Source organism: Acidiplasma sp. MBA-1 (assembly GCF_000949015.1).
GTDB lineage: Archaea > Thermoplasmatota > Thermoplasmata > Thermoplasmatales > Thermoplasmataceae > Acidiplasma > Acidiplasma aeolicum.
The window spans coordinates 22,950-43,724 of record NZ_JYHS01000001.1 but is presented as its reverse complement, the minus strand read 5'-3'; the positions used below and the strand labels follow the sequence as shown (position 1 = coordinate 43,724).

Here is a 20,775-nt window from a genome sequence, read left to right as displayed (position 1 = left end):
GCTCCGATGGTGTAGTCCGGCCAAGCATTCCGGCCTTTCGAGCCGATGACTCGGGTTCAAATCCCGATCGGAGCATAAATCCATTAGGTTAATATTACTCCATTTCTTAACATATTCATGGAACCGATCTATCATGTAAAACAGAACCTAGAAAAAGTAAAGCAGAGGCTGAAAAATTCTGATTTGTCGGATAACGTTAAGGACAAGATATTCGAGTTCGTGGAAGTATTGCGAGAGGGATCAGGCATAAAGGAGCACAGGCAGTATTTTTATTACGAGAGATTGCTCATCCTCTCTGAGATATTGGAAGAAAAGATTCTCAATCCATCCAAGCAGGACGTTCTCAACGCAATTTCTGAACTGTGGGATCGGGCAACCATGAGGCATGCCTCGTATTCTCCATCCACGATATCGGATTTCAAAAAGGTGCTTAAAAAGTTCGTCAGATACGTGAACGACGGCGAACTGCCTAAGTTCTGGAAGGATATTCATGCGGAGAAGGTGAAGAGCAGATACAGTGCAGCAGATCAGATGATAACATACGATGAGCTTCAATCTCTCCTCAATGCCTGTAAGAATTCAAGGGACAAGGCCATAATTTCACTCCTGTGGGATAGTGGAATAAGGGTTTCTGAAATCCTCAAACTGAAGGTCAAGGACTTCCAGAGGAGCTCCGATGGCCTGTACGCCACTCTGAACATAGAGGAAGGGTCGAAGAACTTAAAGTACCCAGGGATCGTGATGATGAGTTCCATACCTTGTTCGGAGAGTATTAGAGATTCATAGGGATAGAAGACCTCATACTATCGATGTATTCAAAAGGCATATCGACAAGGAAGATGGCTGAGATACTTGACGAAGTCTTTCACAGCAAATATAGCAGATCCACTATATCGAGAATAACAGACATAACGATGCCGGAGATAGAGAAATGGAAGGGGAGATCGCTCAACAAAATGTACATAGCGATATTCATGGATGCCATGTTCTTTTCTCTTCGAAGAGATACAGTACAAAAGGAATGTACGATATTCGCCATGGGCATAGACGAATACAGACATTACGAAATTTTAGGTTTTTACATCAATCCGGTAGAGAATCATATCGCCTACAGGAACGTTCTTATCGATCTGCACGAACATGGTGTTGAAAAACCTCTATTATTCGTAGCTGATGGTTTACCCGGTATAGAAGAACAGATAAAACAGCTTTATCCAAGATCTAACTTTCAACTCTGCACAATACATACGTCGAGAAACTTCCTATAGCATGTCAGGACATCGGACAGGAATGACATCGATTCCGATCTAAAGGAGATATTCTTATCCGAATCGAAGGAAGAAGCGAGAAAAAGATTTGATGAATTCAAGAATAAATGGTCCTCTAAATATCCGAAAGCAGTATACAGCATGGAGAAGAATTTAGGATCGCTACTAAAATACTACGAATATCCTGAATCCATAAGAAGATCAATACATTCAACGAACATAATCGAGAGGATGAACAGTGAGATACGTAGAAGGATAAAGATAATCGATTCACTTCCATCGGAAGAGAGCGCAATGAAAATAATATACCTCAGTATAGCGTATTAAACGAAAAATGGTCTCTCCAATCTATAAAGGGATTCTATAAATGCCAGGACGCCATAACGGACATGTTCCAGAGGAGGTATCCTTGAGCATACATAAAATCTGAGACACTACGAAAAGTTTACCGTATTTAACTGTTATAAATATACGTGTTACACTATATCCATTTTTCCAAGATGGTGGATATTATCAAATTTAATTGAGAAATAACCTGTATCGCTGGTAAAATTTGCATCAGACCACATCAATGCACTTAATATAACTTCAGATTATTATTTGGCTATAGCACTAAAAATCAACAAAAAATTATTGAAATTATTTTTTACCATTGCACATTAACAAAGATTCATTTTTGTATCTGAGCCTTATCATGGAAATTATTCCCAGTAATGGTCCTATTGATAGAATTGAAAAAGCCCAGTGCCATCCAATAGTTGTTCTTAATATATTTATAACATAAATAGAACCAACTGTTATTAAGAATCCTATTGCCATCTGAAATGTTAATGCGCTACCCCTAATTTTATCGCTGCTCAATTCTGTAACTGCTGTTGAAAATTGTGCCGAATCTGCTATCACAGTTATTCCCCAGACAATTCCTACAATTATTGTTATAAATGGTAAAGCATGATACGTTAATCCGATCAATACTGCAGAGGTCCCACTTACACCCATATATAGGGACGTTGATAAAGTTCTTCCGATTCTATCCGATATGATTCCACCAAGTATGGACCCTATAGCACCGGATACACCAATAATTAAAAATGAAACAATACCTGCCATGAATAATAATTTGCTTCCAGAATAATAAAAAGCAAAACTTGAAAAGATAAATACGGGAATCCAGGTCCACATGGCATAAAGCTCCCACATATGTCCAAAATAACCATAATTTGCAAGCATTACCGGTTTATTTCTGATTATCAGGTTGATTGTATCCCATTTAAATTTAGGTGCATTTATATATTTTTTATTATCATGTAGAACCAAAAAAACCAGGACTCCTCCCAAGATCGATAATAGTGATGAAAACTCCAGCAATGCTTTCCATTCTCTAATAAATGGCAAATTCAGTATTATATGTGGTAGTGCAGAACCAAATGTAAGCCCGGCTATAACAATGCCAAGAGCCAATCCGCGCCTCGTCGGAAACCAGCTTGATACTATTAAAACAGCCACGGGATAAATGCCAGCCATCATAATACCTGTTAAAAACATTAGAATCATTTCAATAAAAAAGTAATGGTATAGAAAAACAAACATGATTGTTAACATAGCACTAACGGTTGCTGAAAAAGAAAACAATTTTCTTGGGTTAATCTTATCTGCAAGTCCAAAAGATGCACTGATAAGAGCACCTGCTACGAAACCAAACTGTACCATTAATGTTACAAGAAGTGTTCCTATTCCAGAAATATCCCAGATAGTTGCAAGTTCAGGTGCAATAGCAGATGCACTGAACCATAAACTCATAACCATTAATTCTGAGACGCTCATTATAAAAAGAGCAATCCATTTATATTCTTTATTATTCATAATCAACCCTCACAAAATTATCTGGACTATCCCTATTATTATAAAAACAACTCCGAGGATTTTATAAGTAGTCAAAGGGTTTAAGTCATTCCCGATCCTGGAAAATACAAATCCGGATATTATGGATACAATTCCTATAATAATAGCAGCCAGGATTATTATATGACCAACAATAAGGTAACCCACTGTGCCGGAGAGAGCAGAGATTATCATTGCAAACGTAGCAGTTCCAACTGCTGTTTTGATATCCAGTTTCAGTATTAATATTGATATAACAAGAAACATTATTCCACCGCTAGCCCCTAGAATGCCTGTAGCCAGTCCCACAGGAATTGTTATTAAAACTATCTCGTATCCATTAATATTTAAATTCCTCTTTTCTTGCTTTTCCTTTTCCGGTAAATTTTTTTTCCTGATTAACGAATAAATACCCATAGCTATTATAAACAGGGCAAATGCTATTTTTATGGCCAGAGGTGGAATTAAGAAGGCCAACCTGACACCGAGCTGGGAACCTATGATTGCACCAATAATCATGGGCAGGCCCTTCTTTACGTTTACTCTACCCCTCCTGAAATATACATATGCAACCATAATTGACGTGATAACATCTATAAGTAGGCTCGTACCAATAGCATCCTGCGGCAATTCAGAATTTATTATTATTAATGCAGGCACTACGGCTACAACGCCACTCGAACCGAGAATGCCAGTTAATGCACCCACCGTTATTCCCAGTAAAATGAATTCAACATAGAATGCAAACATAATTATATATAGAATTTTAGTATTTAAATAATCTCTTTTAGGATTTATTATTTAATATATTCTCATATAAGATTATAATGTAGAACACAATACCGCATATTACATCGAAATTATAAGAAAATTTATATAATAATAAAGTTAAAAATGTTTAGCAGACCTTATGGTTTCAATAAGTTGCAAAACTTTGTTAAGATATCTTGCACTGATAAATAATTCAAAACCATCATTTGATATCATAAGTTGAGACACGTTTATATAATTAAATGATAGGGTCTCCATAAATCTTTGTATTGAATCTTCATTTATTTTATTACCGTTTAATGTAATATTAATTTCAATAAAATCACCATACAGATTTCCAGGATATGACTTTATAACATTTTCCGGAGTTTCCCCAGAAATCATAATCCACATGCTGTTGTTTTCTGGTATTATACGAATTGCACGGGAATACGGAAAATATGCCGCCATTGTATTAATGTCATAATTACATGATAGAAGTGAAAGCCCTGTAATAATATTAATTTTCATCTCAGAAAAAGGATTATCTGGATTTTTTTGTTTATTTATAATATAATTTTTCCTTATAATTGTTGAAATTGTATTGATTTTAGGGCAATAATTATACTTCTTTTTTATCTCATCCCTAATTATACGTGATAATGAATTGTAATTAACCACTCCTGTATTAATCATCCATTTAAAGGTATTATTTTCATTTAAAATATTAATTACATCATTCTTAATATTGCCCTTTCTGGTTATTTTTAGCTTTTTATTGGCTTCCCCCATATTATATATGTATTAAAAATCGATATAATAATATTTGTTGTAGGATGTCTCACGATAGTGTCCAGAATTTTGTGTAAGGAGATCGTTGAAAGATCATAAAAAATTCATGAAAAAAGTAAGGATGACACCTCTGTGTCCAAAGGAGGCAATAAGAAATGGAATGTCCCGACAAAGATATCTGAATAAGCCGGATCGACGGTAAAGAAGTTCATGGAATCTCTCATGGGGAGAGAGATACAGGCATTTCTAGAATAAAATAACAGTAAATGCAATGGATAGTACAAAATATCTCCTAGTGAAGTATGAAAAGATCGGTGATCTGAAGGCAAAATTAGCATAGGCCTATTTACTATCATCATCCTTCTGTCGATATACAAGCGAAGTCTGACATATTAAAAGCTTATAGCTCTTTATTAAACGCTCCTTCACGTACCCATAGTCCTGGCCATCATGGCCATTGCCTTCGTTATCCTCTTCATCGCCCTTGATTATTTCACCGACTTTGGATCCGGAGGCATAGACCACATCTGATATGCCTTTATGACCTCATAATAAGCGAGTTGAGGCTGATGTAAATCTTAGAAGGTAAATTATGCTATACTGGTGATGGAGAATTAAAAACTAGGAGGGTAGATGGCTCTATGGTCATGGAGGGTATGAGGATTCTATCAGGCATGCGATCTGGTTTTCAGAAATATATTATTATGCTTATTTTAATTTTCTTTATATACCCTCTTATGCTAAAAGTGGAGTAATATGACCCTTTTGATACCAATCCCGGCCGGAGCATATATGTGTAATTAGTTATCATGTTTTCTTGCGAAATATAATGCAAGGGCAGATGGTATAAGTACCCATATGAGGCCAACCGCTATTACGCTTATTATATTAATCCCAAGTGAGGGTGCTGAAATGCCATCATAGACCCCTGATTTAAATGCCGTTATAAGTTGTGGGTAATATGCCGGGGATATTGAACCAAGTATTAATTCATCCCTATAAAATGATGATGCTGCAGAAATATGAAGAATAAGCGGTATTAATAATATTAATGTTGACCACATGAATCCAAGTATAAATAAAAAGGCAATGCCCACTCCAAGGACCTGCCCCTGCGTTTTAATGAACTGTGATACAAGATACATTAGGCCGGCAAAGCCCACTGCCTCAACAAGATATCCGGCAAACAAATCCATAAATGTGCCTGAAGAGATAAATGACCCGGTATATTTGTACAGTATTATATCGGCCACGCCAAGTGCGATAAGAAGTCCGGCGATAAAGCTTATTGCATTGCCAGAAAATCTCGAAATGAATAATTTACCGCGTGTTACAGGTCTGACAAGTATTGATTCCATAACGCCTGACATTTTATCCCTGCTGTAATAATAATATGCAGAGAATATACCAAGTATCGGTATAAATAAAATACCAAAAAATGTTGATAATTCGCTGTTCAGTATTGCGCCTGGTTTAATATTTACATATTCATAATTGGTGTTTAAAATTACATTTTTTGTGCTGTTTACTATGTAAACGTTTACAAATTTATCCTGATCTGTTTTACTAACCGGAATGTTTATAAAATCTATATGCTTTGCAATTGTTTTGTAAGATGTTACATTTTTCATATTTAGGGTGCTGCTGTAATATGGCTCAGACGTAATATTATAATAAACATTAACATTGATATTGTAATTAACAGGTGTATAAACCAGATAACCCGTTTGTGAAATATCACTTTTATTTTGAATGGCAAGTAAATATGTAAAGTTTCCTTTATTATTAAAATAATTTAGTGCAAAATCCGGGCTGTTAGGAATATAACCAGTAAAATATTGTTGATTGCTGGTACTGTTATATGTTAAATGATAAACCTGCCCGGGTTCTGCCACCCCGTGATCGTAATATGCGGTAAGGTTTAATACAACGCATGCATCAAAGGAATTTTTAATTGTTTTATTGAAATAACCATTTGCATTTGTTTTTCCTGTAATCTCCATGGGATTGATGCTCTTTGGAGATGATGTATAATTGTATATATAAGCATGCGTGGTTAATCCAGAAACAGGATTTCCATAGCCATTTACAGCATATTCCGTTATGGTTAGATTGCCATTTTTTGAACTGATTGAGGGCATAACAATTGAGGTTCCTGATGGGTCCCTGCTGGAAGTGACGGAAACTGCCGTGTATGCTGAGAGTGCCGTGACAATTATTAATAATATTATGATAATTATCGTGAATTTTCCTGTTAATGTTCTTTTTATATCGTAAATAAACGGTTTCATGTATTAGTTCACCGCCTTTAAGAAATATTCCTCCAGGGCCTCGCTTTCCCTGGATATATAAAAAACCCTGTAACCGGACTTTACAAGTTCGCTGTTAATCTCAGATGTATCAAGATTTTTTGATGCGTTTCTTATAAAATAAAATGAATTCTCGAAAATTACATCACCATAGCCCTTTAGAACACTGTTAATATTATTATCTGGATTCCTTATTCCAATCTTTATTACAGTATTCCCAAGATTGGCCAGATCGTCCCTTTCCAGTATTTTAATAAGCCTGCCCTGTTTAATGATTGCGATTCTGTCTGCGACGTTCTGCAGCTCAGTAAGTATATGGGATGATAGGAACACACATTTGCCCTCCTTTTTGAGGCTTAGCATTAAATCCCTTACATCCTTTACCCCCTGTGGGTCCAGGCCGTTTAACGTCTCATCAAAAAGATAATTATTGGGATCGCCAATAAGCGCCGATGCTATGGAGAATCTTTTTTTCATCCCCTGTGAATACATCTTTAATTTTTTGTCTGCATACTGGTAAATACCAAGCTTCTTTAACAATTCTATTGCCCTTTTCTCAGCATCTGCAGAATTAATTCCATAAAAACCTGCATAATACTTAAGCAGCTGCAACGGTTTGGCGTCCAGTTCAAAATTTGGAAATTCTGGAACCAAACCTATCTGCATCGATGCCATAACCTTATCATTTACAATATTGTGGCCATCAACCTCGATGGAACCGCCGGTTGGGAATATTAATCCGGATATTGCCCTTATGGTGGTGGTTTTGCCCGCACCATTAAGCCCAGCAAATCCCATGATCTCACCGTTTTTAATCTCAAGTGTTAAATTGCTTACAGCCATAAATTGATTGTAGGATTTGCTGAATTCCCTAAGATTAATCATAGCAAAGCAATGGTTAAAAATATTTAAATATTTGCATAAAAATGACATAATATAATGTGTATATTGTAAGAAAATCACAGGTCAATATATAAATAAATTTATGATTTTAATGAATTTCTGGCGTTAAGATATTTAAATGGCATTTGCCAGTAACATTATAGCAGAAATAATAGTGCACCTAAATTAGGGATTCAATTCCGGGAGGTAAATATAAAGATTTAATAGGATTTAATCCGTTGCAATGAATGCCAGCACCCAGAAATATTAATATAACCATGTTAGGGCTGGCAGGTCAATCAATCAGGGAGGATTAATGCCATGCATCATATATTACCAGTACTGCCTGTTTTTGGCAAAATCGGTTTCCGCCTTGAGGAGCCTCTTAATCAAATCCTCCTCATTGAGGTATGAAACCTCAAGTATTCTTGAGGCTGTATCAGGTCCAACCCCCCTTGCAGCCATGACCATAATTGCGGTAAGACCACGTTCCCTTACAAGATGCGCGTTCTTTATTATCCTTTTTTTAATTAACGGATCATCGATATTTTTTATTGAATCCTCATCGAATTTTGATACCGATGCAACAAGATGTGAATGGCATACAGGGCATTTTATATCCCTTATGTCCCTAATTTTTAATGTTCTTTTATTACCGCATGATGTGCATAAAAGTATAACCTCTTCATTTAATAATCTGTTTTTAATTGATTCAAGTATTGTCTTGGTGGGCTTTAGTGGCATGATCCTTTCAGAATAATGGGATAAAAATATATTCGATGATTCGGATATTTTATCCCTTAGTATGAATTTCACGCCTTTTATTCCATTTAAATATTCGGTAACAGCATTTATGTCCATGTAATCAAAAATAAGTTTTCTCATGGAATCCTCATATAATGGCGTATTAAAATATGCATCAACAATTTTTTCAAACCTTACCCTGCCTATATCAGCGTCATTTGTTATTATTCCAAACTTTCTTGCCTCGTATAAAAAAACATTATTAAAGAACCTTGACCTTCTCGCAGATGATTTAATATATCCATCAATGTTGTTAATATCTATATTTTCAATAATTTTTTCAATATCAGATGGTGCAATGTTCCTTGAAACCTTAATATAAATATGATATGGTGAGTAGTCCATTTCGACGCTCTCACCAGTAACCGATGTTAATATTCCGGATAATATCTCGCCAAGTGTAAAATTTCCAAGGCTTCCCAGAAGAATCTGGATTATTATTTCTCCAGCATATGATTCTATTATTATTTTATCCAGTGATGCTATATCGTTTTTATACCAGTTCAAAAGTGCATCAGCACCTCTTTTATTTATGAATCCGGGAATTTCATGATTCTTTCTATTTTCTGATACCCTTGATGTGGTTTCAAACAAAACTGGTATTTCCTCTCCAGTCCAGTGAGGGGCTATGGCAGCAGTTGGAAATGGTTCAACATATATTTTGCCATCCTGAATACGAATTGTCCTCCATGTTGCACCCCGTATGATAAAAAAGGACCCTGGTTCAATTTCATTTACAACATATTTTTCATCCAGTGTTCCTATGAATTTTTTATTAACTGTATCTATTACACTGTATGTTTTATCGCTGGGTATCATTGAGATATTTTCAATATAATATTTTAAAATTGAATATCTTTTTATTATGTACTCCCCGTCTATTATCAATTTTTTTGTACGGTTTAAAAGCTCGATAACAGAATAGTATTCTTCAAAGGACAGTTCCCAGAATGGATATGCCCTTTTTATTATGTTGTAAAAATCCTGATATTTGATCTTTTTGGCATAATTCAGTTCGAGCATAATCTGATTTGCAACCGTCGAAAGGGAATTTTTCCTGATCATTACATTTTCAAGATTGCCGCTGTTAATGTTATCAACAATGGCCACGGCCTCCTCGAGTTCTATTGTGTCATTGCATACTATAATGCCCCGTGAGGTTTTTTCAAGTGAATGCCCTGATCTCCCAATACGCTGGACCATTTTATTTATCTGTCTTGGTGAATTAAACTGTGCAACAACATCAGCGGTTCCAATATCTATGCCAAGTTCCAGCGATGATGTGCATATTATGCCCCTGATCTTATTGGTTTTAAAATCCATTTCTGCAGTTTCCCTGCTTTCCTTTGATAATGAACCATGATGAACCTCCAAATCCGGATGATTGATCCACAATGATAGCCTGAACGCCATGTCCTCTGCAACATATCTCCTGTTAACAAACACAATAGTGCCACGGTTTTTTTCAACTATATGATATATTTCAGATATACAGCCTGCATACTGGGGGTCGCATCCCATTTTTTCCGAAATTTCAGGGTCTGTAGGTTCTGGATAAATCACTGATATATCCATTTTTTTATTTATTGATGGTTTCAAAATCTTGATATTTCCCTCAGGTGCAATAAATTTGGAAAGTTCATCCTCGTTTTTTACAGTTGCCGATAAGCCTATTATCTGGATTTTCCCTGCTATTGACTTCAACCTTTCCATGGCTATTGAGAATTGTGACCCACGTTCATTCTGGGCCATTTCATGAACCTCGTCAATTATAACAAACTTTACATTTTTTAAATGGCCCCGTAGTTTTTTTCCGGACATCATTAACTGTAATGATTCTGGTGTTGTTATTAATATATTTCCAGGACTTTTTGAGATTTCATCACGCTGTGACTGGGTTATATCGCTATGCCGTACCTGAACCTTTATGTTTAGATTATCGCAGTATGTATACAGCCTTGACAGCATATCCCTGTTTAATGCCCTTAAGGGTGTTATATACAAAAGTGATATGGGTTCTGGCCTCTCCCTAAATATCCGGTCAATAACAGGGAGCAGGGCGGCCTCTGTCTTACCAGACCCTGTGGGTGATATTAATAATATATTATTTCCTTTTAGTATTTCAGGTATGGCAATTCTCTGGGCCTCTGTGGGCTCTTCTATACCGTTTTTTATTAAACTTTCTTTTAATTTCGGATTTAATAAGGCAAAAACATTTTTCAGAGAAAGGGACATTTCTTTTATAAATGCTGTAATATTATTTAAAATATTATAATTTTGATGCAAAAAGGAACATAAATATTAAAGAATTTAAAACTATTGCATTATAATACAATCAGGACCAAATTTCAATAAATATTTTAAATAAATAATAATATACCCCTATGCTATTGCCAAAGAAATTATTTTTTACAAGAGGAATAGGTCGCGGTGAAACACAGCTTCAATCATTTGAAAACGCCCTAAGGGATGCTGGTATAGCCCCCTTTAATATAGTTAGTGTAAGTTCAATATTACCACCATATGCTGAAATAGTCGATAAATCTGAGGGGCTGAAACTTCTATCCTACGGTCAGATTTTATTTACAGTGCTTGCGAGAAATTCGTCAAACGAATTAAACAGGATGATATCTGCCGCAATTGGTGTTGCAGTACCGTCAGACAGGGGGAAATGGGGATATTTAAGCGAGCACCACACCTTTGGGCAGACAGAAAATGAGGCTGGCCATTTTGCTGAAAAACTTGCAGCTGAAATGCTGGCCAGCACCATGGGCCTTGATGACCATTTAAAATGGGATGATAAAAAGAATGAGTATGTTCTTGATGATAAGATATTAACTACAAAAAATATCGCGGCAACCACTGTTGTTTTAAAACCTGATGAGTGGGCAACGGTGATAGCTGCTGCAGTTTTAGTGGTGTAGGAATATGGATGCATCTATAGAAAAGAAATGGCGTGAGGAATGGTATAAAAATAGGGTTTTCGAACCTGAGGTAAATGAGAATTTAAAAAAGTTTTTTGTAACCGTACCATGGCCGTATACAAATGGGTCGCTCCATGTTGGGCATGGAAGAACCTATACCCTTGGTGATATAGTTGCAAGATATAAAAGGCTGATGGGGTATAATGTGCTTTTTCCAATGGGGTTTCATGAAAGTGGCACCCCAATTCTTGCATTTGCAGAAAGGCTTGCAAACAATGACCCTGATACATTAAAACTTTATAGGAGCTATCTTTCAGAATATGAAAGTAAGGAAGATATAGATAATATAATAGAATCATTTAAGGACCCAAAAAATATAGCTGATTACTTTTCAAAGGTGATAATAAAAGATTTTTCGGATCTTGGCTATTCAATAGACTGGACAAGAAAATTTACATCTGCTGATAATTTTTATCAGTGCATTGTCAGATGGCAGTTTAACAAGCTTAATGAGCTTGGATTAATAAAAAAGGGAAATTACCCCATACTTTACAGTATTAAGGATGAAAATGCTGTTGGCGAGGATGATATTAAGGATGGTGATACCGATAAGGTTAGCATAGAGGAATTTACAGGTGTGTTATTCAAGGGCAATGATTTTGATCTGCTTGCAGCCTCATTAAGACCAGAAACCCTTTTCGGGGTTACAAATATATGGATAAATCCTGATGCCAGATATGTTGAAATGAATTATGAAAATAAAAATATTGTACTTACATACGAGGGCTATGTCAAATTTTCACTTCAGCACGATAACGTAAAATATATAAGAGATGTTGAAAACAGAGAGATCTTAAATAGAAAATTTAAGGTTCCTTTATATAATGCCATGGTTCCCGTTTTCCCTGCAGTATTTGTGGACCCAGATAATGGCACCGGCGTTGTTTATTCTGTTCCCGGACATTCCATATTTGACTATGTTTATTTTAAAAGGAATAAATTAAATATGGACATAAAAAAGGTTGTGGAAACACCTGGAAGCATAAATGTCGAGAGCCTTGTTGAAAAGTATGGTTTAATGGAAAATGATGAAAAATTAAAGGATGCCACACAGGAATTATATAAGGAGGAATTTTACAATGGAAAACTGATTAATTCTGGAAAATACACGGGTTTAACCGTAAATGAGGGCAGGGAAATAATTAAAAATGATCTTATAAGCACAGGACTTGGACTAATATTCTACGAAACCAGCAGGAAGGCGGTGACAAGATCAGGCTCCAAGGTTATAGTTGCTGTTATAAGAGACCAGTGGTTCATAGACTATTCACAGGACTGGCTTAAGGAGAGGGCCCATGACCTAATTAACTCGATGAAATTTTATCCAGAAATGTACAGGAAGATAATGAACGATGCCATAGACTGGCTAAGGGAAAGACCCTGTGCTAGAAGGCGTGGCATAGGTACAAAACTTCCATTTGATGAGAGATGGGTTATAGAGTCCTTATCCGATTCGACAATATATATGGTTACATATACAAATGCCAGGGAAATGCGTGGTATTTATGATCATCTTGGAGATATCCCTGATGACATAATAGATTATGTTTATCTTAATAAAAATATAAACCTTGAAAAATATGATGATTATGTAAAGGGAAAGGCAGAAGCTGCCAGAAGACAGTTTAATTACTGGTATGGAAATGATCTTAGAATTACAGCACCACCACATATTTCAAACCACCTCTCATTCTTTATAATGAACCACGCGGCAATATTCAGTGGAAAATATCTACCAGGCGGTCTAATGTTTTCAGGCATAGTAATATCAAACGGTGCAAAAATATCTAAAAGCAAGGGCAACGTTATATCTCTTCTGCAAATCACACAGAGGTACTCAGCAGATCTTTACAGGCTGTTTATTGCAGTTGGTGCCGATGTCTCATCAATGCTTGACTGGAACGAGAAGGATTTATCATCTGTATATAAGCGGTACGAAAACTTTCTTAATTTATTTGAAAAATACACAAATCCAGAGGACTCTGATGATTACATATACAGATGGTTTTATTCATCGTTTTATTTACATGTAAAGGAGTTTCTGGAATACATGGAATCAATGAAGATAAGGGATGCATACATATCAGTGTTTTACAGTGTAATGAATGATTTAAAAAACGTTGAAAATAGAAATGCTGATGTTAATATTGCTCTTAAAAAAATTATGCACGACTGGCTTATAATAATGAGTCCTGTAATACCATATTCATGCGAGGAATACTGGCATAGATACGTTAAGAATACATTTGTGAGCGGTGAAAGGCTTGACATTAACATAGAAGATAGGATCGATTATAATATTATTGAGTCAGAAAAATATGTTGAAAATGTAATATCGGACATAAAGGAGATTTACCGTGTCATAAAAAACCAGGGAGAAAATGTTTTAATTACAGTATATGGTGAAAAACAAATAATGTTTCTGAAAATGTTTAATAGTAAGACTGTTGAAGACACATACAAAATAATGATAAAAGATTACATTAAAAATAAGAACAGAATATCTGATAGGTATCTGGATGAATATAAAATACTCATGGACAACATTGATTACATTGGCAGATCCACAGGATTAAAAATTAAAGTTGAAAGGAGCGATTCAATTGGGGTTAAAAATCCATGGCCGGGAAGGCCACTTATTAAAATATTTTAATTATAATCCATATTTTTTAAAGCTGGAAATTTAAATATCAAAAACTATTATTGCATGGTTTTTATCAGGCATGATTTCAAGGTCATGGTATGTTGCTGCCTTAATTATATATTCATAATTTACCTTTTCTGGAATGTGCATTCCCAGTAATTTGCCGGTGACACCATAAAAATCATCAACGTTTAATTTAGAATTAAAAAATAATGTATCCTGAGTTTCAAAATAAAATAGAACATCATTAAGAAGATTTATGAGGAGGCTTTCATAATTGTTAGTATGTAACTCTATATTTTTTTCCACCTCAATTTTAGGATTATGAACTTTAATAATAGACATTGACATGGCATAAACTGCATTATTAAATATTTCTGTATAGGTTCTACCATAAACCTTAATCTTAAGATCTCCAGTATCCTTTAAAAGCCTGTATCTCATAGAAGTTAAAAGTACAATAAAACAAAAATAATAAATTTATTCCTCACCAGGGTTTACTGATGAGATCATGGGTATTTCATCCTTGTCAAGGTCAAGACCTATTTCCTCTGGTCTTAGGTTCCTTCCGATGCTCTTTTCATAGAACCTTATTATGTTCTTCTTTTCCTCAACTGTGTATTTTCTGAAATATTTGTCCTTCTTCAGGTTTATACCTGTCTTTTCCTGGTATACATCTGCAGGTATTGAATACTTCCTCTGTGTTGAATCCCTGTAAAGCTCTGGTATTACATTGAATGCGCAGAATGGTATGACCCTTCCATCAGGCATTGCATAATGTATATCACATCTTTCCACTCTATCAACGTCATATGTGTATGGATCCTGGAAATGCATGAATCCTATGAATAGGGACTTGTAGTGGAATGCCTTTAAACCATGGTAATCGCCCTCTGTAAAGGCATTGTAAACCATATCCTTTAATTTGAAATCCTTTGGAGCCTTTTCATAATCAACGAATTTTTTAAGATGTAATAACAGTTTTGTTACTGATTCTGCCTTCTTTGCTGTTTTCCATTTTGAGTACTTTATATCCTCTCCTAATTCTGAAAGATATTCAAACATACCCTTGACATCCACGAACCTTGTTACGGGTATAATCTTCCCGTTATCAACGAATACGTAGGTACCCATACCGCAGGCAAAGTGTATTGATAATTTGTATGTTGGGTGGCCTTTTAATGCCTCTATGAAGTTTGATACCTCTGTTGTTGCCGGCACAGTAAAGAAGTCTTCCCTGCCTATCTGGCCATCAAGCTGCTGTTCTATTTTCTTGATTGCGCCTGGTATGGTTATTCTCTGCCTTGCCCTTGCACGGTCGGACATCCTGCCCACAAGGCTCACTGGCTGGAAGTTAACACCCCTTACGACATCTATGTTTGATACGGCAAATTTAATCATATCACCAAGATACATATCATTTATTCCACCAATGACTGTGGGTACAAGAACAACACCCATGGGCGCCTTTTTATAATTTTCAAGGGCCATTGGTATTTCCCAGAAGTTTTTGGGGTTTGATCTCGGGGTTGGACCGTCGAAACTTGTATAAACGACATTTGATCCGGCCTCCCTTGCCCTCTTAACAAAGTCTGGATCATAGGCTGCCCTTACACTGTTGGTGTTCATCTGCACATGCTCGTAACCCTCCTCTCTGGCTATTCTTATGACGTCAATTATATCGTCCCTTAATGTTGGTTCCCCACCTGTTATCTGAACAGCATTTGCACCAACAGGTTTCTCGTTTCTCATTCTTCTTAGCATTAATCTTATCTGGTCAAGTGATGGCTCATATATTGGCTCATTCTCCTTTGCATAGAAGAAGCAGTACCAGCATGATAAATCACATCTGTTTGTTATAACAACATTTCCCAATCCTGTATGTGATTTATGCTTAACACATAATCCGCAGTGTGTTGGACATATAATCTTATCTGCATAAACCGCAACGTTTGGATTAAGTATTTTTGTCCCTTCCTTATCCTGATATTTGCTTGCCTCAACATACATATCATAGTCTTCCCAGTATTTTTCCTTGGTAATACCATGTTCGGGGCATTCCTTTATTAAATTAACCTCACCGCCCTCCTCATAAACTATTGCGGGTATTCTCATCTGATCAAATTTCTCCTCATCTGCACATATTGGGCAAAGACTTTCAGTTACTCTTAATACAAGCATATCGTCGGTGATTAAATGCCCCATCTCACTTAAGAATTCATCCACTGTTTTGAATGGAGCGTTCTTGCTTATCTCGAAATTACTTGACAGTCTAACCTCGAGATTTTTTCTCTCTTCTGCCATAACCATTTTTAATTCACCTTTTGAACTAATTTAGTTAAGCAAACATATACATATATATCTTTTGTCTTATTTTTTGCTAATAATGAATATTGCTAAGTAGCTTTTGGAATTACAAAAATTCCCTTTAAATATTAAAATAATTTTATTTTGTAACAATAGTATCCTTAAAAGCTAATTAGGTTACGATTTATGTTAACCATGTTAACAAACCTCTTTAGAAGTTATCATCTCTTTGATGCTTAAACTTCCTGGATATAACCCAATACCCCCCGAGCCAGTCAAATGCTTCGGGAATTTGCTTTTTTATAATGTTGGATGAAGCCTGCAGGTCAGCATGTATTAATGCCTCATTAGCAGACCGAATACTCCTCTCTTTATTCTTTTGCCTAAATATGTTTCATGCTTTTCAATGCTTTCACCGTCTAAAAATTGGCATTTAGATGTGTATAATTCCTCATGTATGATTATATTTATGTTGTGTTCTTTAACTTTATATTGTATCTGATTTATAAGCATGTTAAATGGTATTTGAACAAAGTTCTGGTTGTCCTTTTTGCTAAGATTTACATTTTGTTTCGATTCTTCATTATGGCCTATAGCTATTGTATCAATAATATAGATAATTATTGAAATTATTCATAATATGCATAAAGTTCAAAAAATAAACATGAAAATATTAAATTATATTTATTGCTTTCCATTGTTTAATTTTACAGCCTTAAGCACCTGCCTGTAAAGTGAGGTTATATTTATTTTATATTTTACCTTAACATTTTGTTCTGACAGGTAATCCTTAACATCATCCAGTGTTATGTTTGACTTGTTTTTTTCAAATAATTTTTCAAGAAGGTCGGGTATCATATTATAAAGTTTCTGTCTTTCTTTCTTGCTATCCTCCTTTTCTATAACCTTCTTAACATTTTTATTTACCTTGTCTATCTTATTTTTTATTTCTGGTTCCACCCAGAAATCAAGATTAATTCCTTTATACTGCCAAAATGATTTAATGGCATCGTCCATATTATAATGGGCATATCCATTTAAATCATCATTAATGTACTTTAGCATTTCCTGTGTCAGCGTGTCTACAGATTTTTCATTTACCTCCTTGTTTAATGGCAATACCTTTTTCTCATCAGTGTCCTCAAGCAGGTCATCAAGACTAAATGTATTTAATTCTGTAAATTCTGGAGCCTCCTCATGATATTTATAACCCACATCATTAACTATATACATTATATCCAGTTCAGCAATTTTATTAAAAAGTTTCTTCTCCTGTGTATATTCCAGATCTATATCCTCATCCTGGAATCTCTTAACTGAAAGGACAATTGAATGAACATTATTGGCCCTGCATGTATCAAGGAAATTTTTCCAGTTACCCATACGTTTATCCCATTCAAAGCTTATGACTATGTCCACATCTATTGAATAATAAACATTAAGCTTCATTTTTTTTGAATAATTTAATACATTGGCCAGTAAAGAATCCATTTCATCTTTCATGATAACTCACGGTGACAATAAATAAGACTAAACGCATATAAAAATATTTTGAATGCAGAATGAATTTTTTTATTAAAAAAATATAAAAGAATTAAAATTCAAATTTTCTGTTGATCATTTCATTGTAGTAGCTTTCATATGTGTATTTTCTTAATAAGGGATAGTAATTAAGATTGAATTTTTTAAGAATTTCACGAACCTCCTTGGAGGAATATGAGACGTTAAATTTCTCCTTGATATATTCCTGAACCTCCTTGACGTTGCATATCTTCTGATTTTCAATGCAATGTCTTAAGGTTTCCATGTCTTTTTTGCTTAATTTGGGTGGCCTCCCCATATAAGTCCTTAAAACAACAACTTTTTTTGTTTCAGGGTCTATAACTTTCATGGACTCCTTTTCAATTGTTTCCATATCTTTTTCACCCTACAATTATATATATACTGTTTATTTATAAAAACATTTTTGTTTATACATTTTATTTTATTTTTAGACGAATTTATTTATTAAATAATTTATTTAATTTTAATATTAAAAAAAATTCCATAATATAATATATATTATCATTATAATGAACTTTTTTCTTATTAATACCGTATTATGATTTTTATAAAAACATATATTAATAGGCATATTATTATAATAATATGGATAATGACTATATGACAAAAACCAAGGCAGGAAGAATTGAAGAAAGGGTTTATGAGGATTCTGGAAAATTTCTAAGCTATTATTATAAGGACTCAGAGACTGGAAAAAGGGTAAAAAGCAAGATAATTTTAATCGGTAAAAATGAAACAAAGGCCTATTTTTTAATACCAATGAAGGATAAAGAACTTGCCATTAATGCTGATTTTGATCTTGACTCAAAGGTTAATTTAAATGGGGAGGCTGTGAGTTTAAGAGATCTGATAAATAAAACATAAATTTATAAAAAATCAACAGAATAAAAAATGAATATAAATATTTTATATATTAATGTTTTATAATCCATTATGAATTTTGCGGTTCCGTTTTTTGATGTCATTTCAGATCTAACAGGTTACATTGACGGCACGAAAATATCCATGCCTGGTCAGGGCTGGTTTATAGCAAATCATATTGTAAGCTATTTTTACCGTAAAAATATAAAGACTTACATTGAAACATTACCGGCTGTAATGGTAAGAAAGAGGGCTATGGGAAATTTTCTGAGGATTGGGGGCCTGAGAATTAACCTCACTCCAGATATTGTTTTTTTAAATAAAAATATGATAAAACACATAAAATATATGAAATTGTTTGATTTTTATAAGGATTCCATTGTTATAGCCACAAATATTAATGACCTTCAATTGTGTGATATTAAGAATTATAAATCTGGGATTCCCAATCCAGTTTACAGTGCCCTTGGCATTGCTTTCAAAAAAATTTATGAGAAAAAGTGCGGGTACTTTGGTGATTTGAAGAAAAGTAGTTATTTTTCTAAGGCACACTACAGGGAGATACCGTCCTTGCTTTTAAAAAATGAAATCAACGCAGGTATATTGTGGCGTAGTGAGGCATTATACTGGAAATTTAAATACATTGAAATACCAGAAACAGAAACAGTTTTTTCCGTTGCGCTTTTAAATGAAAATGAAAATTCAAAACAAGTTTACGAGGCCTTACAATCAGGGGAATTAAATATTTATTATGACAAATATGAATGTTGTATTAATAAAAAGTCATAAACAATAAAAAGGAAATTTGTATAGATTAATATCATAAGATTATATTATTTTGGTGGCCTTAAGGCTGTAAAGACACCTATTAAAGTTATTGTTGACCCCCCTATTTGAAGGATTCCGGGTTTTACATCAAGCATGATAAAAGTAAAAATAAATGCGAAGACGGGTACAAGCAGTACACCAGCACTGGCCCTCACAGAACCAAGAGTTTTAACAGTGTTAAACCATAAATAGTATCCAAAAACCTGTGCAAGTATGGCGAGTATTAAAATAAAAAATATTACCTTCAGGGAAAATTTAAAATAAAAATCAAATGGCGTTATGGATATTGAAAATGGAAATGATATTAAGGCCATAAACGCGTTTAATTTCAAAACATTGGCATTCTTTAAATTTCTTGAATAAAAAACTGTTCCACCGGCCCAGAATATGGCAGCAATCAATGCTATTATTATTCCTATGTCAAATTTTACAGATGTAATTGAAAGGGACACACCGGCAAATGCAATGATGATTCCAAGAATTATACGCCTGGCAGGTCTGTAGCCAAGAAGCATTTCAAATATTATGACAAATATGGGCTGGGTGTATATCATAACAGATGCAAGGCCGGGGTTATTTGATTCTGATATTCCAAGATTTAATAAAGTTAAAAATGCAAATATATTTAAAAGCCCGGCAATCATCTCTTTTTTTCCAAATACATAACCCCTTGCCATGAAAAGAAAAAATATGGTAGATATCCCAATTCTGGAACATGAAATAATTAGCGGAGAAACATATACAGATATCTCCTTTGTAAATGGATATGTAAATCCCCAGATAACAACAAGGGGGATAAGAAATTTTATTCCTGAGAAATTTTGCATGGCATTATCTTTATTAAAAATAATATAAAAACTCTTCCAAGTAAACAAATAAAAGTATATTATAAAAGATATCAT

17 protein-coding genes, 1 tRNA gene and 1 pseudogene are annotated in these 20,775 nt (G+C 34.5%); 7 read left to right on the top strand and 12 right to left on the bottom strand.

The window, feature by feature from the left end; all coding sequences use genetic code 11:
• From TZ01_RS00210 to TZ01_RS09810, 3 genes and pseudogenes are all read left to right on the top strand, one after another.
• A tRNA-Glu gene (locus TZ01_RS00210) sits at positions 1–75 on the top strand.
• A gap of 42 nt (positions 76–117) precedes the next feature.
• Positions 118–786 (top strand): tyrosine-type recombinase/integrase, encoded by a 669-nt coding sequence (locus TZ01_RS00205; RefSeq protein ID WP_048100807.1) that lies wholly within the window; start codon positions 118–120, stop codon positions 784–786.
• A gap of 23 nt (positions 787–809) precedes the next feature.
• Positions 810–1,595: pseudogene (locus TZ01_RS09810) on the top strand (IS256 family transposase).
• 312 nt (positions 1,596–1,907) lie between these two features.
• On the opposite strand, the gene TZ01_RS00195 reads toward TZ01_RS09810, so the two are convergent.
• The 6 genes from TZ01_RS00195 to TZ01_RS00165 all read right to left on the bottom strand — a co-directional run bounded on the left by TZ01_RS00195 (position 1,908) and on the right by TZ01_RS00165 (position 10,921).
• The gene (locus tag TZ01_RS00195; RefSeq protein WP_048100806.1) at positions 1,908–3,131 is read right to left on the bottom strand and encodes an MFS transporter; all 1,224 of its coding nucleotides are present in this window, start codon (positions 3,129–3,131) and stop codon (positions 1,908–1,910) included.
• A 9-nt stretch (positions 3,132–3,140) separates the two neighbouring features.
• A complete protein-coding gene (locus TZ01_RS00190) occupies positions 3,141–3,899 on the bottom strand; it encodes a sulfite exporter TauE/SafE family protein (RefSeq protein WP_048100805.1) in 759 nt (252 codons plus the stop codon).
• Positions 3,900–4,037: 138 nt separating this feature from the next.
• On the bottom strand, positions 4,038–4,691 hold the full coding sequence (locus TZ01_RS00185; protein ID WP_048100804.1) for a hypothetical protein: 654 nt from the start codon (positions 4,689–4,691) through the stop codon (positions 4,038–4,040).
• Positions 4,692–5,491: 800 nt separating this feature from the next.
• The gene (locus TZ01_RS00175; RefSeq protein WP_048100802.1) at positions 5,492–6,982 is read right to left on the bottom strand and encodes an ABC transporter permease subunit; all 1,491 of its coding nucleotides are present in this window, start codon (positions 6,980–6,982) and stop codon (positions 5,492–5,494) included.
• 3 nt (positions 6,983–6,985) lie between these two features.
• Positions 6,986–7,885: an ABC transporter ATP-binding protein gene (locus tag TZ01_RS00170; protein ID WP_048100801.1), complete on the bottom strand. Its 900-nt coding sequence runs from the start codon at positions 7,883–7,885 to the stop codon at positions 6,986–6,988.
• A 330-nt stretch (positions 7,886–8,215) separates the two neighbouring features.
• On the bottom strand, positions 8,216–10,921 hold the full coding sequence (locus TZ01_RS00165; protein ID WP_048100800.1) for a DEAD/DEAH box helicase: 2,706 nt from the start codon (positions 10,919–10,921) through the stop codon (positions 8,216–8,218).
• A 149-nt stretch (positions 10,922–11,070) separates the two neighbouring features.
• On the opposite strand from TZ01_RS00165, the gene TZ01_RS00160 reads away from it, so the two are divergent.
• Both TZ01_RS00160 and leuS read left to right on the top strand, forming a co-directional pair.
• A complete protein-coding gene (locus tag TZ01_RS00160; protein ID WP_048100799.1) occupies positions 11,071–11,610 on the top strand; it encodes a pyruvoyl-dependent arginine decarboxylase in 540 nt (179 codons plus the stop codon).
• A 4-nt stretch (positions 11,611–11,614) separates the two neighbouring features.
• Positions 11,615–14,323, top strand: coding sequence for a leucine--tRNA ligase (leuS, locus tag TZ01_RS00155; RefSeq protein WP_048100798.1), 2,709 nt, complete (start codon positions 11,615–11,617; stop codon positions 14,321–14,323).
• Positions 14,324–14,353: 30 nt separating this feature from the next.
• On the opposite strand, the gene TZ01_RS00150 is transcribed toward leuS, so the two are convergent.
• From TZ01_RS00150 to TZ01_RS00135, 5 genes are all read right to left on the bottom strand, one after another.
• Positions 14,354–14,758, bottom strand: a complete 405-nt coding sequence (locus TZ01_RS00150; RefSeq protein WP_048100797.1) for an archease — start codon at positions 14,756–14,758, stop codon at positions 14,354–14,356.
• 36 nt (positions 14,759–14,794) lie between these two features.
• On the bottom strand, positions 14,795–16,624 hold the full coding sequence (gene tes / locus TZ01_RS00145; RefSeq protein ID WP_236688994.1) for a tetraether lipid synthase Tes: 1,830 nt from the start codon (positions 16,622–16,624) through the stop codon (positions 14,795–14,797).
• 333 nt (positions 16,625–16,957) lie between these two features.
• The gene (locus tag TZ01_RS09335) at positions 16,958–17,221 is read right to left on the bottom strand and encodes an IS200/IS605 family accessory protein TnpB-related protein (protein ID WP_255350860.1); all 264 of its coding nucleotides are present in this window, start codon (positions 17,219–17,221) and stop codon (positions 16,958–16,960) included.
• A gap of 84 nt (positions 17,222–17,305) precedes the next feature.
• Positions 17,306–18,124: a hypothetical protein gene (locus tag TZ01_RS00140; protein ID WP_048100796.1), complete on the bottom strand. Its 819-nt coding sequence runs from the start codon at positions 18,122–18,124 to the stop codon at positions 17,306–17,308.
• 91 nt (positions 18,125–18,215) lie between these two features.
• The gene (locus TZ01_RS00135; RefSeq protein WP_048100795.1) at positions 18,216–18,536 is read right to left on the bottom strand and encodes a winged helix-turn-helix domain-containing protein; all 321 of its coding nucleotides are present in this window, start codon (positions 18,534–18,536) and stop codon (positions 18,216–18,218) included.
• A gap of 233 nt (positions 18,537–18,769) precedes the next feature.
• Here TZ01_RS00135 and TZ01_RS00130 point away from each other — a divergent pair, with 233 nt between their 5' ends.
• Both TZ01_RS00130 and TZ01_RS00125 read left to right on the top strand, forming a co-directional pair.
• Positions 18,770–19,048 carry a hypothetical protein gene (locus TZ01_RS00130; protein WP_048100794.1) on the top strand — a complete coding sequence of 93 codons (279 nt, stop codon included), beginning with the start codon at positions 18,770–18,772 and terminating at the stop codon, positions 19,046–19,048.
• Positions 19,049–19,117: 69 nt separating this feature from the next.
• A complete protein-coding gene (locus tag TZ01_RS00125; RefSeq protein WP_048100793.1) occupies positions 19,118–19,834 on the top strand; it encodes a substrate-binding domain-containing protein in 717 nt (238 codons plus the stop codon).
• Positions 19,835–19,878: 44 nt separating this feature from the next.
• Here the strand turns inward: TZ01_RS00125 and TZ01_RS00120 are convergent, their stop codons facing one another.
• Positions 19,879–20,700, bottom strand: a complete 822-nt coding sequence (locus TZ01_RS00120; RefSeq protein ID WP_048100792.1) for a DMT family transporter — start codon at positions 20,698–20,700, stop codon at positions 19,879–19,881.
• Positions 20,701–20,775 lie beyond the last annotated feature (75 nt).

What these genes read in the sequence shown, in the direction of transcription:
- TZ01_RS00170 (WP_048100801.1), bottom strand. Translation starts at nt 7,885, where the DNA reads ATGATTAATCTTAGGGAATTCAGCAAATCCTACAATCAATTTATGGCT.
- TZ01_RS00175 (WP_048100802.1), bottom strand. Translation starts at nt 6,982, where the DNA reads ATGAAACCGTTTATTTACGATATAAAAAGAACATTAACAGGAAAATTC.
- TZ01_RS00190 (WP_048100805.1), bottom strand. Translation starts at nt 3,899, where the DNA reads ATGTTTGCATTCTATGTTGAATTCATTTTACTGGGAATAACGGTGGGT.
- TZ01_RS00150 (WP_048100797.1), bottom strand. Translation starts at nt 14,758, where the DNA reads ATGAGATACAGGCTTTTAAAGGATACTGGAGATCTTAAGATTAAGGTT.
- TZ01_RS00160 (WP_048100799.1), top strand. Translation starts at nt 11,071, where the DNA reads ATGCTATTGCCAAAGAAATTATTTTTTACAAGAGGAATAGGTCGCGGT.
- TZ01_RS00140 (WP_048100796.1), bottom strand. Translation starts at nt 18,124, where the DNA reads ATGAAAGATGAAATGGATTCTTTACTGGCCAATGTATTAAATTATTCA.
- TZ01_RS00205 (WP_048100807.1), top strand. Translation starts at nt 118, where the DNA reads ATGGAACCGATCTATCATGTAAAACAGAACCTAGAAAAAGTAAAGCAG.
- TZ01_RS00165 (WP_048100800.1), bottom strand. Translation starts at nt 10,921, where the DNA reads ATGTCCCTTTCTCTGAAAAATGTTTTTGCCTTATTAAATCCGAAATTA.
- TZ01_RS00195 (WP_048100806.1), bottom strand. Translation starts at nt 3,131, where the DNA reads ATGAATAATAAAGAATATAAATGGATTGCTCTTTTTATAATGAGCGTC.
- TZ01_RS00120 (WP_048100792.1), bottom strand. Translation starts at nt 20,700, where the DNA reads ATGCAAAATTTCTCAGGAATAAAATTTCTTATCCCCCTTGTTGTTATC.
- leuS (WP_048100798.1), top strand. Translation starts at nt 11,615, where the DNA reads ATGGATGCATCTATAGAAAAGAAATGGCGTGAGGAATGGTATAAAAAT.
- TZ01_RS00185 (WP_048100804.1), bottom strand. Translation starts at nt 4,691, where the DNA reads ATGGGGGAAGCCAATAAAAAGCTAAAAATAACCAGAAAGGGCAATATT.
- tes (WP_236688994.1), bottom strand. Translation starts at nt 16,624, where the DNA reads ATGGTTATGGCAGAAGAGAGAAAAAATCTCGAGGTTAGACTGTCAAGT.
- TZ01_RS00135 (WP_048100795.1), bottom strand. Translation starts at nt 18,536, where the DNA reads ATGGAAACAATTGAAAAGGAGTCCATGAAAGTTATAGACCCTGAAACA.
- TZ01_RS00125 (WP_048100793.1), top strand. Translation starts at nt 19,118, where the DNA reads ATGAATTTTGCGGTTCCGTTTTTTGATGTCATTTCAGATCTAACAGGT.
- TZ01_RS00130 (WP_048100794.1), top strand. Translation starts at nt 18,770, where the DNA reads ATGGATAATGACTATATGACAAAAACCAAGGCAGGAAGAATTGAAGAA.